General features: G+C 63.9%; 12 protein-coding genes. 6 read left to right on the top strand and 6 right to left on the bottom strand.

Annotation, left to right across the window (positions count from 1 at the left end):
- Positions 1–412: 412 nt before the first annotated feature.
- The 4 genes from ABEH27_RS20770 to ABEH27_RS20755 are packed head-to-tail and all read right to left on the bottom strand — an operon-like array spanning position 413 to position 3,998.
- On the bottom strand, positions 413–1,300 hold the full coding sequence (locus ABEH27_RS20770) for a ChaN family lipoprotein (RefSeq protein WP_346615358.1): 888 nt from the start codon (positions 1,298–1,300) through the stop codon (positions 413–415).
- Between the two features lie 12 nt (positions 1,301–1,312).
- Positions 1,313–2,080: a heme ABC transporter ATP-binding protein gene (locus ABEH27_RS20765; RefSeq protein WP_346615357.1), complete on the bottom strand. Its 768-nt coding sequence runs from the start codon at positions 2,078–2,080 to the stop codon at positions 1,313–1,315.
- Entirely contained in the window at positions 2,080–3,117 is a 1,038-nt protein-coding gene (locus ABEH27_RS20760) for an iron ABC transporter permease (protein WP_346615356.1), read from the bottom strand. The genes ABEH27_RS20765 and ABEH27_RS20760 overlap by 1 nt, the downstream gene beginning before the upstream one ends.
- Complete coding sequence (locus tag ABEH27_RS20755; protein WP_346615355.1) at positions 3,114–3,998, bottom strand: ABC transporter substrate-binding protein; 885 nt, start codon at positions 3,996–3,998, stop codon at positions 3,114–3,116. Before ABEH27_RS20755 ends, ABEH27_RS20760 begins: the two co-directional genes overlap by 4 nt.
- 149 nt (positions 3,999–4,147) lie before the next feature.
- Here ABEH27_RS20755 and ABEH27_RS20750 point away from each other — a divergent pair, with 149 nt between their 5' ends.
- Positions 4,148–4,465, top strand: coding sequence for a Rieske (2Fe-2S) protein (locus tag ABEH27_RS20750; RefSeq protein ID WP_346615354.1), 318 nt, complete (start codon positions 4,148–4,150; stop codon positions 4,463–4,465).
- Here ABEH27_RS20750 and sfsA read toward each other — a convergent pair.
- Entirely contained in the window at positions 4,455–5,168 is a 714-nt protein-coding gene (gene sfsA, locus ABEH27_RS20745) for a DNA/RNA nuclease SfsA (protein WP_346615353.1), read from the bottom strand. The two genes, ABEH27_RS20750 and sfsA, sit on opposite strands and share 11 nt — an antisense overlap.
- Complete coding sequence (locus ABEH27_RS20740; protein ID WP_346615352.1) at positions 5,169–6,341, bottom strand: pyridoxal phosphate-dependent aminotransferase; 1,173 nt, start codon at positions 6,339–6,341, stop codon at positions 5,169–5,171.
- A gap of 210 nt (positions 6,342–6,551) precedes the next feature.
- Between ABEH27_RS20740 and dksA the strand changes: the two genes are divergently transcribed.
- The 5 genes from dksA to ABEH27_RS20715 all read left to right on the top strand — a co-directional run bounded on the left by dksA (position 6,552) and on the right by ABEH27_RS20715 (position 12,731).
- Positions 6,552–6,998, top strand: coding sequence for an RNA polymerase-binding protein DksA (gene dksA / locus ABEH27_RS20735; RefSeq protein ID WP_346615351.1), 447 nt, complete (start codon positions 6,552–6,554; stop codon positions 6,996–6,998).
- 64 nt (positions 6,999–7,062) lie between these two features.
- Positions 7,063–7,950 (top strand): tRNA glutamyl-Q(34) synthetase GluQRS, encoded by an 888-nt coding sequence (gene gluQRS, locus ABEH27_RS20730; protein ID WP_346615360.1) that lies wholly within the window; start codon positions 7,063–7,065, stop codon positions 7,948–7,950.
- A gap of 195 nt (positions 7,951–8,145) precedes the next feature.
- The gene (locus tag ABEH27_RS20725; protein ID WP_003250005.1) at positions 8,146–8,322 is read left to right on the top strand and encodes a hypothetical protein; all 177 of its coding nucleotides are present in this window, start codon (positions 8,146–8,148) and stop codon (positions 8,320–8,322) included.
- Positions 8,306–11,281 carry an ATP-binding protein gene (locus tag ABEH27_RS20720; protein ID WP_346615350.1) on the top strand — a complete coding sequence of 992 codons (2,976 nt, stop codon included), beginning with the start codon at positions 8,306–8,308 and terminating at the stop codon, positions 11,279–11,281. The genes ABEH27_RS20725 and ABEH27_RS20720 overlap by 17 nt, the downstream gene beginning before the upstream one ends.
- A gap of 4 nt (positions 11,282–11,285) precedes the next feature.
- Positions 11,286–12,731, top strand: a complete 1,446-nt coding sequence (locus tag ABEH27_RS20715) for a sigma-54 dependent transcriptional regulator (protein WP_346615349.1) — start codon at positions 11,286–11,288, stop codon at positions 12,729–12,731.
- Positions 12,732–13,154: the final 423 nt, after the last annotated feature.

Below are 13,154 nucleotides of genomic sequence, written 5' to 3'. Positions count from 1 at the left end.
GGCCCCCAAGCTGCACCCAAACACTCGAAGGACTTTTCAGGTGCGATGCCCCATGCCTGGAGGCATTGAAAAATGCCGTGTGGCTACTTCCTCAGAGAAGTTGTCTGCTGCCATAGAATCTCCCACATTTGTTGCAACGTGCCGTTTCAGTGAGGCCATGGTTGTCAGCCTTGGCGCACGACTAAAGGCTTGCGGGGCGGCCTTAGCGCCAGCCGATCTTTTTCGTCGTACTGACAAGGCTGACGACTATGGCCTCACAGGCCATGGCACGTTGCAACAAATGTGGGAGCGGGCTTGCCCCGCGAAGCGCCGCGCGGGCGGCGCTCGATCTCATAGGCGCCTTAACTTCTGTGGCGAGCCCCTGGTAACCCTCACCCAATCAACAGACAGACACATCCCCCAGCCGTCCCATTCACCTACGCAGCTGAGCGCAATAATCCTGCGCCGGCGTCGCCGCCGTGTACCACACATAATCCGCCATCCCCGCCTCGACCTCCTCCCCCACCTCGGCCAACAGCAGCACTTTGCTTTCCCCTTTCGCGCCCAGGTCGGCCAGATGCAACGGCACACCCAAATCCTTGCGGGCGTGATACGCCCCGGTAAGCAACAACGCCGGCTCCGGCGCGGCCAGCAGCCGCTCGGCGATACGCCGGTCACGCTGTTGCTGCACGGCCAACATCGCCGGCAACTGGCTTTCGGGCAGTAAATTGCAGTGCCCTGCCCTGACCTGCTCGAGCAACGCCGCCTTCACCGTGGGGGCGTTGGACTGCGCGCCTTGCAAGGCGGTCGGCTGGCGATAGGCTTGGCGCATCTCGCCAAGTGACAAATTGGCGGCCAGAAGCGGCACATGGCTGCTTAACGCTTCACGCACGATTGGCCCGTATAGCTGCCAGTCCCACCCCTCCTGCCAGCCCAGCGCCTTGGGCAGGTCATTCGGTAGTTGTGCCAAGTCTTCGACGGCATCCACCCGTGCCTGCTGCTCCGGTTGCAGCATCTCCAGCAGCAGGCTGCCCTGCGTACGCTGGGCCTGCAGTGCCCGCATCAGCCACAGTTGCAAAGCGTGATGATCGGGGTTGTCGTGTTTTTCCCCCACCAGCACGCGCGGCACCGCCGCCAATTGCCGCACCAGCTGTGCGGGGGTAATCACCTGGCCGCTGGCCAGATCGTGGATTTGCCCCAGTGCCGCGTCGTCACGCCCTTCGCTGCTCTGCCAGGCGGGCAACGCCGGCAGGCTGGCCTGACAGCCCCCCAGCACCAATACCAGGCACAGCGACAAACCCGACAGTAATGGACGCCGCATCGGCAATGCCTCCTAACGCGTGATGATCAGCGGGTGGCCGCGCTCCGGGTGGGCCTGTACCAGCACGTCAATGCCAAATACCGCCTTCAACGCTTCGGGGGTCAGCACCTGCTCGGGTACTGCGACGGCATGACAACGGCCCTGTTCGAGCAGCAGGATACGATCACAGTAGCGCGCCGCCAGGTTCAGGTCATGCAGGATCACCAAAACGGCGGCGCCGCGATCGGCAAAACTGCGTACAGCCTGCAAGGTGGTGTGCTGGTGCAATGGGTCGAGCATCGAGGTCGGCTCGTCAAGCAGCAGGGTGGTGCCCTCCTCGCCCGGCCATAGCTGGGCCAGTACGCGCGCCAGGTGCACACGCTGCCGCTCACCACCCGACAACGCCAGGTAACTGCGGCCCAGCAAGTGCCAGGCATCGGCGGCACGCAGCGCTTCCTCGACGATCTGGGCATCACGCAGCTGGCCACTGTCATGGGGCATGCGCCCCATGCCCACCACTTCTTCGACCTTGAACGAAAACCCCAGGCTGGACACCTGCGGCAACACCGCCAGCCGCCTGGCCCGCTCCTGCCCGGCCCAGTTGGCCAAAGGCCGGCCTTGCAAGGTGACGCGCCCGTGGCCAGGCAGCAGTTCGCCACACAGCACGCCCAGCAGGCTGCTCTTGCCGGCGCCATTGGGGCCGAGCACGCCCAGCACCTGCCCCGGCTGCAGCTGCAGGTGGATGTCACGCAGTACTTCATTGCTCCCGCGCCGCAGGTGCAGGCCTTCGACTTGCAACATCAGTTGCGCCCCCGAATCAGCAGAACCAGGAAAAACGGTGCACCGATAAACGCCGTAACGATACCGATCGGCAGTTCGGCAGGTGCCAGCGCCAAGCGCGCCACCAGGTCGGCCAGGAGCATCAGCACGCCGCCGGCCAGCAACGATGCAGGCAGGACTACGCGATGGTCCGGCCCGGCCAGCAAACGCACCAGGTGCGGCACCACCAGGCCGATGAAGCCGATCAGCCCCGCCGCCGCTACTGCCGCCCCCACCCCTAGCGCGGTGCAGAACACCAGTTCGCGCTTGAGCCGCTCCACTTCGATGCCCAGGTGCCGCGCCTCGGACTCGCCCAGCAGCAAGGCATTCAGCGCCCGTGCCCGGCGCGGCAGCCACAGCGCCACGCCCGCGGCCACCAGCAACAGCGGCCATAACCGGTCGTAGCTGGCACCATTGAGGCTGCCCAGGTTCCAGAAGGTCAGTGTGCGCAATGTGGCGTCATCCGCCAGATAGGAAAACAGGCCCACCGCCGCGCCGCCCAGCGCGGTCATCGCCACCCCGGCCAGCAACATGGTGGCAACGTTGGTCTGCCCGTCGCGACGGCCCAGGCGATAGACCAACGCGGTCACGCCAAGCCCACCGACAAAGGCACACAGCGACAACAGGTAAGGCGCAAGCGCTTCCGGCATGCCGCCGAACCAACTGCCGCCAACAATCGCCACCGCCGCGCCCATCGCCGCCCCGGCGGAAACCCCAACCAGCCCGGGGTCGGCCAGCGGGTTGCGAAACAGCCCCTGCATGGCCACCCCGGACAGCGCCAGCACCGCGCCAACCGCCAGCCCCAGCAATGTACGGGGCAGGCGAATCTGGCCGAGGATCATTTCCGCCTGCTGCAGGCCGTCGCCCGCGATGGGCAGCCCCAGCAACCGCAGGCCAGCGCGCAAGGTATCGAACAGGGGCAGGCTGACCGGGCCCAGGGCAAGTGATAGCCAGACCGCCAAGAGGCACAGCAGGCTCAGGCAGATGATCAGCGTACGCGGTTGAACTCGCTGCTTCATTGGGTGAGGCTGACCTTTGCCGTTGGGTAGAAGGCCGCCGCCAAATCCTGCAGCGCCATCGGCAAGCGAGGGCCCAGGCCACCGACCAGCAGCGTCGGGTCAAGTGACACCAGGCGTTTATCATGGGCCGCACGGGAGGCAGCCAAGGCCGGGTTTTCCTTGAGCAAAGCCTGCAACGCCTGGTCGCCGACCAGAGCACGGTCAGAGAACACCACCACATCCGGGTCCAGCGCGGCCAATGCCTCATTGGAGAAATTCTTGTAGCCCTGGTGCTCGGCCAAATTGCGCGCCCCGGCCTGGCGCAGCAGCCAGTCACCCGCAGTGCCCTGCCCGGCAATCAGCGGTTTGGCCCCAGCATGGCCCACCAGCAAAAGCACGCCCGGCGCTTTGTGGCTCGCCTGGGCCTGCTTGACCTGCACCTGCAATGCCTCAAGCTGCTGGTGATAACCCGCAGCGAGTTGCGCAGCCTTCTGTTCGGCACCCAGCAGCGTCCCCAGCTGTTTGAGGTTGGCATCGACGGCCGCGAGATCAGCCTTGCTGGACAGCAATTCCACGCGAACACCGGCTTTGCGGATCTGTGCCAGCACCGGGGGCGGGCCCATTTCTTCGGTGCCTACCAGCAAATCCGGGCGCAGGCTGAGAATGCCCTCGGACGACAATTGTCGCTGATAACCGATGCTTGGCAGCGCCTTCAACGACTCAGGGTGCTGGCTGGTGGTATCCACCCCCACCAGGCGCGGCTCGCCGCCCAGCGCACTGATCCACTCGCTCAAGGCGCCGCCAGCGCTGACCCAACGCTGCGGCAGGTCAGCGGCCAGGGCCTGGGTGGAAGCAACAAGCGCTGCGCACAAGGCGAGCAAGGCAGCAGGACGACGCATCATCGGATTCCTTCTGGAGGCGAGCCACACGCCTTGTGGCGAACGGCGGAACTGCGCACCATAGACAGCCGGGCGCAGCAAATGCAGGCAATTTGATAATTATTCGCATTGACGCGTCAAGCCATCACTTTGTTTCGAGAGTCGTCCCTGCAATGCACTTCCTTTGTATTTCTTCGGCACTGGCCGAAGGCCACAGCCGCGCCTTCAGCGTAGCTGGCAGCGAACTGTTCGGCGTGCGTCGCCAGGGCCAGGTGCACCTATACCGCAACCGCTGCCCGCACCGGGGTATCCCGTTGAACTGGCAGGGGGAGGCGTTTCTCGACGACAGCGCCAGCCTGATCCACTGCGCCCATCACGGCGCATTGTTCCTGATCGAAAGCGGCGAATGCGTGGCCGGCCCGTGCGAAGGGGAAGCGTTGCAGGCCCTGGACTGCCTGGAAGACAGCCAGGGCATCTGGCTCAAGGGATGAGCAGCACCGGTAGCGGGCGGTCGATGACGATGTGCTCGGCGTCCAGCCGCGCGCCGTAGGCCAACACCTCTACCCCATCCGCCACTGCGGCGCGCAGTGCTTTGGCATAGGCTGCATCAATTTCCTCCGCGGGCCGTACCGCCTCGATACCGGTGAGGTTGACGCAGTACAGCTGCACAGCGCGAATACCTTGCCGGGCCAGCGCTGCCAGCTCGCGCAGGTGTTTGGCACCGCGCTGGGTGACAGCATCCGGGAAGGCCGCCACGGCCGTATCCGGGTAGCCCAGGGTCACGCTTTTCACCTCGACGTAGGCCGGCCCGTCTGCAAATTCCAGGCGAAAGTCGATGCGGCTACCTTCTTCGCCGTAGGCCACTTCACGCTTGAGCGCGGTGAAGCCCGCCAGCTCGCGGATCACCCCGGCGCGCAGCGCCTCTTCGACCAACGCGTTGGCCCGGCCGGTGTTGATGCACGCCAGCCGGCCCTGGGGCGTCTCACTGATTTCCCAGGTGCCGGGCAGCTTGCGCTTGGGGTCGTTGGATCGGCTGAACCATACCTGCCCACCTTCGCGCATGCAGTTGAGCATGGAGCCGGTGTTGGGGCAGTGGATGGTCAGCTGCTCGCCGCTGGACAGTTCGATATCGGCCAGAAACCGCTTGTAGCGGCGCAGCAGGCGCCCCTGTTCGAGTAAAGGAAAGAACATCATCTAGGCCTTCCAGCTCCGCAGACCACGGGCGATGCGCTGCACCGCTTCCTCCAGGCGCGGCAGGCTCTGGGTGTAGGCAAAGCGCACATGATGGCCGGCCAGGTGGCGGCCGAAGTCCAGGCCCGGCGTGAAGGCCAGGTGTTCGGTTTCCAGAAAGTGCCGGCAGAACGCGAAGGCATCGCCGCCGAAGGCGCTGATGTCGGCATATAGATAGAACGCGCCCTGCGGCTCGACGGCAATACGGAAACCCAGTTCGCGCAGGGCGGGAAGCAGGTAGTCTCGGCGGCGGGCAAACTCGGCCCGGCGCGCTTCGAAAATCGCCAGGGTTTCTGGCTGGAAACACGCCAGGGCCGCGTACTGGGCCATGCTCGGTGCACTGATATAGAGGTTTTGCGCGAGCTTCTCCAAGTCGGCTACGGCATCAGGCGGGGCGACCAGCCAGCCCAGGCGCCAGCCGGTCATGCCGAAATACTTGGAAAAACTATTAAGGACGAAGGCCGAATCGTCCACCTCGAGGACGCTCGGCGCATCCATGCCGTAGGTCAGCCCGTGGTAGATCTCGTCTACCACCAAGTGGCCGTTGTGCGCACGGGTAGCCTTGGACAGGCTCGCCAGTTCGTCACGATCGAGCACTGTGCCGGTCGGGTTGGCAGGCGACGCGACCAAGGCACCTACGGTGTCCTGGTCCCAGTGACGGTCAACCAGATCGGCGGTCAGCTGGTAGTTCACTTCAGGGCCCACCGGTACCAGCTGCGCACCGCCCTCGACCAGGCGCAGGAAGTGGCGGTTGCACGGGTAACCCGGGTCTGCCAACAGCCAGTGCTTGCCTGGGTCGACCAGCAGGCTGCTGGCCAGCAGCAGTGCACCAGAGCCGCCCGGGGTGATCAGGATACGTTCAGGGTCGACCGTCACGCCATACCGCTGGCCATAGAAGCCGGCGATTGCCTCGCGCAAGGCCGGCAGGCCCCGTGCGGCGGTGTAACGGGTATGTCCGGCAGCCAACGCGGCTTGGCCGGCCTCGACGATTGGTGCGGCGGTGGTGAAGTCCGGCTCGCCGATTTCCAGGTGGATCACGTCGTGGCCGGCCGCCTGCAGCTCGTTGGCCCGTGCCAGCAACGCCATGACGTGAAAGGGTTCGATGGCGCGGCTGCGCGCACTGTAGGGGTGGGCCATGACCTTCTCTCAATTGGGTCTAAACTGGTGATTCTACCTTCGCACGGCACCGAACGTACGCCGCATGGCGCTGTCAACACGTAGGATCGGGCGGGCTAGCGCACCCCCGATCTATCTGGTAAGTTCGGCGGCTCGCAGTCGCAGGGCCGGCGGGTGCCGGAGATGGAGCATCCTGCGCATTGGATCAGATGAGTAAGAGGCGGTCTATTCATGTCCACCGTAGAAAAGCAGAAAACCAATCAGACCATGTACGGTGTAGAGCCCTATAAAGAGACCAAGGGCGAAGAGTACATGGGCGAGCCCATGCGCAAGCATTTCATCAAGCTTCTGGGGGCCTGGAAGCTCGAGCTGATGACGAGCGTGGACCAGACCGTAACGCATATGAAGGACGAAGCGGCCAACTTCCCCGACCCGGCTGACCGCGCCAGCCAGGAAGAGGAATTCGCCCTCGAGCTGCGCAACCGCGATCGCGAGCGCAAGCTGATCAAGAAAATCGACAAGACCCTGCAGAAGATCCAGGACGAAGAGTACGGCTGGTGCGATTCCTGTGGCATCGAGATCGGCCTGCGTCGCCTGGAAGCACGCCCCACCGCGGACCTGTGCTTCGACTGCAAGGAAATCGCCGAGAAAAAGGAAAAGACAGTCGGCAAAGGCTGATCCTTCTCTCCTCCGAACGGGGCGCATCATGCGCCCCGTTTCATTTTCAGACACACCACTGCCCATGAACGACTCGCGCTACATCGGACGCTTCGCCCCCACCCCCAGCGGTTTCCTGCACTTCGGCTCGCTGGTCGCCGCCCTCGCCTCCTGGCTCGACGCCCGCGCGGTCAATGGCCGCTGGTTGCTGCGCATGGAAGACACCGACCCGCCCCGGGAAATGCCCGGTGCCCGCGATGCCATCCTGCAAACCCTGGAACGCTACGGGCTGGAATGGGATGGCGAGGTGGTGTTCCAGAGCCAGCGCCACGACGCTTACGGCGAGGTGGTAGACCGCCTGTTCAACATGGGCCTGGCCTACGCCTGCACCTGTTCGCGCAAGCAGCTGGAAGGCTACAACGGCATCTACCCAGGTTTTTGCCGCAACGCCGGGCATGCGCGCGAAGGCGCCGCAATCCGCCTGCGGGTGCCTGAGCTGATCTACCGCTTCAACGACCGCGTGCAAGGTGCTTACGAACAGCATCTGGGGCGGGAAGTGGGCGACTTCGTGATCCAGCGCCGTGACGGGCTCTATGCGTACCAGTTGGCAGTGGTACTGGACGACGCCTGGCAAGGTGTTACCGATATCGTGCGCGGGGCCGACCTGCTCGACAACACGCCGCGCCAGCTGTACCTGCAGGAGTTGCTGGGCTTCGCCCAACCGCGGTACCTGCACATACCGCTGATCGTCCAGCCAGATGGGCACAAACTGGGCAAGTCGTACCGTTCGCCGCCGCTTGAGGTTGATCAGGCAACGCCGTTGCTGTTGCGGGCGTTGCGCGCATTGGGCCAGGAAACTGACCCTCGGCTGCTGGCGGCGACGCCGGCTGAAGTACTGGCAACAGCACGGCAAAAGTGGCGGCCGGAGGCGATTGCGAAACGCACGACGGTGCCTGAGGCTGATCTGTACTGAGGTATCACCGGCCTCATCGCGGGTGAACCCGCTCCTACAGGTTACGGCGGTGTACCTTGAGGCTGCGGCGCCACAAAAACAAAAGCCCAATAATTTCAAACCCTTGGCTAACCCTGTCGATTCCCGCTAGCATCGGCCCCGCCATTTGCACCAATAATAAGTCCAAGCCCGCAGCGCCCAACCATCGAGGCCAGCATGTACATCTATCGTTTGGTCCTGCTTCTGGTCGTGGGGATCTACCTGTTCTCCCCGGCCATCATGGACTGGTGGATCGAACCGACCGGAGCCTGGTACCGCCCCTACCTGCTCTGGCTGATCCTGATCGTCGTCACCTTCATCCTGCAGAGCCAACGAGATGCCGATGAGCTTTAGCCTGACCCAGATGATCCTGATCAGCGCCGCGTACCTGATGGTGCTGTTCGGCGTGGCCTGGATCAGCGAGCGCGGGCTGATCCCCCGCTCGATCATTCGCCACCCGCTGACCTACACCCTGTCGCTCGGCGTCTACGCCAGCGCCTGGGCCTTCTACGGCTCGGTGGGCCTGGCCTATCAATATGGCTACGGCTTCCTTGCCTGTTACCTGGGGGTGTCGGGGGCCTTCCTGCTGGCGCCGGTATTGCTCTACCCGATTCTCAAGATCACCCGCACCTACCAGCTGTCGTCACTCGCCGACCTGCTGGCCTTCCGCTTCCGCAGTACCTGGGCCGGCGCACTGACCACCATCTTCATGCTGATCGGCGTGCTGCCCTTGCTGGCCCTGCAGATTCAAGCGGTGGCCGACTCGATCAGCATCCTCACCGGCGAACCGGTCAAGGCCCGGGTGGCCTTCGCCTTCTGTACGCTGATCATCCTGTTCACTATCTTCTTCGGCTCACGCCACATCGCCACGCGCGAGAAGCATGAAGGCCTGGTGTTCGCCATCGCCTTCGAGTCGGTGATCAAGCTGGTGTCCCTCGGCGGCGTTGGCCTGTACGCCCTGTACGGGGTGTTCGGCGGCCCCCACGGGCTGGAAGTGTGGCTGCTGCAGAACCAGACCGCCCTGGCGGCGCTGCACACCCCGTTGCAGGAGGGCCCTTGGCGCACCCTGTTGCTGGTGTTCTTCGCCTCGGCCATCGTCATGCCGCACATGTACCACATGGCCTTTACCGAAAACCTCAACCCACGCTCGCTGGTCAGCGCCAGTTGGGGCCTGCCGCTATTCCTGCTGCTGATGAGCCTGGCCGTGCCACTGGTGCTCTGGGCCGGCCTGCGGCTGGGCGCCAGCACCAACCCCGAGTACTTCACCCTGGGGCTGGGCATCGCCGCCAACAACGAGGCCTTGGCATTGCTGGCCTACGTTGGGGGGCTGTCGGCTGCCAGCGGGCTGATCATCGTCACCACCCTGGCGCTGTCCGGCATGGCGCTCAACCATCTGGTACTGCCGCTGTACCAGCCACCGGCCGAAGGCAACATCTACCGCTGGTTGAAATGGACCCGCCGCGCACTGATCGTCGCCATCATCACCGCCGGCTTCATGTTCTACCTGACCCAGAACAACCACCAGAGCCTGGCCAACCTGGGTATCGTCGCCTTCGTCGCCACCCTGCAATTCCTGCCTGGCGTGCTGTCGGTACTGTACTGGCCCACCGCAAACCGCCGCGGCTTCATCGCCGGCCTGCTGGCCGGGATGCTGGTGTGGATGGTGACCATGCTGCTGCCGCTGTTGGGCAACCTGCAGGGCTTCTATATTCCGCTGCTGGACATGATCTATGTGCTGGACGACACCAGTTGGCACATGGCGGCGATCGCCTCGCTGGCCGCCAACGTGCTGTTGTTCACACTGATTTCGTTGTTCACCAATGCCAGCAGCGAAGAAGTCAGCGCCGCTGAGGCGTGCGCCGTGGACAACGTGCGCCGCCCACAGCGCCGCGAACTGCATGCCGCCTCGCCGCAGGAGTTCGCCACCCAGCTGGCCAAGCCATTGGGCGCCAAGGCCGCACAGAAGGAGGTGGAACAGGCGCTGCGTGACCTGTACCTGCCGTTCGACGAGCGTCGCCCGTACGCCTTGCGCCGCCTGCGCGACCGCATCGAGGCCAACCTCTCGGGCCTGATGGGCCCAAGTGTCGCGCAGGACATGGTCGAGACCTTCCTGCCGTACAAGTCCGGTAACGAAAATTACGTGACCGAAGACATCCACTTCATCGAAAGCCGCCTGGAAGACTACCACTCGCGCCTCACGGGCCTGGCTGCCGAGCTCGATGCCCTGCGCCGCTACCACCGCCAGACCCTGCAGGAGCTGCCCATGGGCGTCTGCTCGCTGGCCAAGGACCAGGAAATCCTGATGTGGAACAAGGCCATGGAAGAGTTGACCGGCATCGCCGCCAAGCACGTGGTCGGCTCACGCCTGGTGACCATCGGTGAGCCTTGGCGCGGCTTGCTGCAGGGCTTCATCGATGTGCCCGACGAGCACTTGCACAAGCAACGCCTGGCACTGGATGGCCAACCGCGCTGGCTGAACCTGCACAAGGCGGCCATCGACGAACCGCTGGCGCCGGGCAACAGCGGCCTGGTGCTGCTGGTCGAAGACCTTACCGAAACCCAGGCCCTCGAAGACAAACTGGTGCACTCCGAACGCCTGGCCAGCATTGGCCGCCTGGCCGCAGGGGTGGCCCACGAGATCGGCAACCCGATCACCGGCATTGCCTGCCTGGCGCAGAACCTGCGCGAAGAGCGCGAAGGCGATGGCGAGATCACCGAGCTGTCGAGCCAGATCCTCGAACAGACCAAACGGGTTTCGCGCATCGTCCAGTCGCTGATGAGCTTCGCCCACGCTGGCGGCAGCCACCAGAACAGCGAAGAGCCGGTATGCCTGGCCGAAGTGGCGCAGGATGCCATCGGTCTGCTGGCGTTGAACCGGCGCAATTTCGAAGTACAGTTCTTCAACCTCTGCGACCCCGACCATTGGGCCGAGGGGGACCCGCAGCGCCTGGCCCAGGTATTGATCAACCTGCTCTCCAACGCCCGCGATGCCTCGCCGCCCGGCAGCGCCGTGCGCGTACGCAGCGATGTCAGCGAGCACACCGTCGACCTGATCGTCGAAGACGAGGGCAGCGGTATTCCGAAAAGCATCATGGACCGCCTGTTCGAACCCTTCTTCACCACCAAGGACCCAGGCGAAGGAACCGGACTGGGGCTCGCTCTGGTCTATTCCATCGTGGAAGAGCATTATGGGCAAATCACCATCGACAGCCCTGCCGACATCGAACGGCAACGTGGCACACGGATCCGCGTGACCCTGCCCCGGCATGTCGTAGCGACGTCCCCTGAAATTCGAGACCGTCGAGAGAATTGAATCAATGCCGCACATTCTGATCGTCGAAGACGAAACCATCATCCGCTCGGCCTTGCGTCGTCTGCTCGAGCGGAACCAGTACCAGGTCAGCGAAGCCGGCTCGGTGCAGGAAGCCCAGGAACGCTTCAGCATTGCGACCTTCGACCTGATCGTCAGTGACCTGCGCCTGCCCGGCGCGCCAGGCACCGAGCTGATCAAGCTCGGCCAGGGCACTCCAGTGCTGATCATGACCAGTTACGCCAGCCTGCGCTCGGCGGTGGACTCGATGAAAATGGGCGCGGTGGACTATATCGCCAAGCCTTTCGACCACGACGAGATGCTTCAGGCGGTCGCGCGCATTCTGCGCGACCGGCAGAACGCTCCGGCGCCAGCCCCGGTTGCCGAGGCCCGTGGCAACGGCAAGGCCGCGCCTGCTGAAAAAGCAAGCCCGGCGTCGGCCAATGGCGAGATCGGCATCATCGGTTCGTGCCCCCCCATGCAGGACATGTACAGCAAGATCCGCAAGGTGGCGCCTACCGACTCCAATGTGCTGATCCAGGGTGAGTCCGGCACCGGTAAAGAGCTGGTCGCCCGCGCCCTGCACAACCTGTCGCGGCGCGCCAAGGCACCGATGATCTCGGTGAACTGCGCGGCCATTCCCGAAACCCTGATCGAGTCGGAGCTGTTCGGCCACGAAAAAGGCGCGTTCACCGGCGCCAGCGCCGGGCGGGCAGGCCTGGTGGAGGCCGCGGACGGCGGCACGCTGTTCCTCGACGAAATCGGCGAACTGCCACTGGAAGCCCAGGCCCGTCTGCTACGGGTGCTGCAGGAAGGCGAGATTCGCCGGGTCGGTTCGGTACAGTCGCAAAAGGTCGATGTGCGCCTGATTGCCGCGACCCACCGTGACCTGAAGAACCTGGCCAAAGCTGGGCAGTTCCGCGAAGACCTTTATTACCGCCTGCATGTGATCGCCCTGAAGTTGCCAGCCCTGCGCGAGCGTGGCAGTGACGTCAACGAGATCGCCAGTGCCTTCCTCGCCCGCCAGAGCGCACGCATCGGCCGTGACGATCTGCACTTCTCGGCCGAGGCGGAGCAAGCCATTCGTCATTACAGCTGGCCTGGTAACGTGCGCGAACTGGAGAACGCAGTGGAGCGTGCGGTGATTCTGAGCGAGAGCGCAGAGATTTCCGCCGAGCTGCTGGGCATCGATATCGAACTGGGCGACCTCGACGATGACGACCTGCTCGACACCGCCCTGATCGCGGCTGGCGCCGGTGCCAATAACGCCAGCCATGAGCCGACCGAGGACCTGTCGCTTGAAGATTACTTCCAGCACTTCGTGCTCGAGCACCAGGACCACATGACCGAAACCGAGCTGGCCCGCAAACTGGGTGTCAGCCGCAAATGCCTGTGGGAGCGCCGCCAGCGCCTGGGCATCCCACGGCGCAAGAGCAACGCCACGAGCGAGTGATTCATCTGTGGCCCCGCAGGCGTCGCCGTTACCCGACGATGCCTGCGGGGCATCACGCTTCCCCGGTAACACATCAGTTCCCGCAAAAATCTGTTACCCACCCTTCCCCGACGTAACAGTCCCGAGGCATACGGTAACGAAATCCTTCGGATTTCCACCGTCCCGTTTTCGCCAAATCCGCTCGAACCCCTGATTTCATTGGGTTTCGCAAAGTTGGCACGCCATCTGCTATATCCTTAGTACAAGAACAATAACAAGCACTGCAACTCAGAATAAGAACAAGACGAAACGGCTCACGCACAATAAAAACAAGACGGCGGAGGCGCAGCTAACTGATTCTTTTGGAGAGGATGCGTGTTTGGGGCTTGCCCCACGACCAGGCAGAGAACAACAAAAACTGCACTAAAAAGCAGCGCCTGAACT

It is taken from the genome of Pseudomonas sp. P39-UII1, assembly GCF_039672635.1.
Lineage (GTDB): Bacteria > Pseudomonadota > Gammaproteobacteria > Pseudomonadales > Pseudomonadaceae > Aquipseudomonas.
This window is presented reverse-complemented; position numbering and strand designations above follow the sequence as displayed.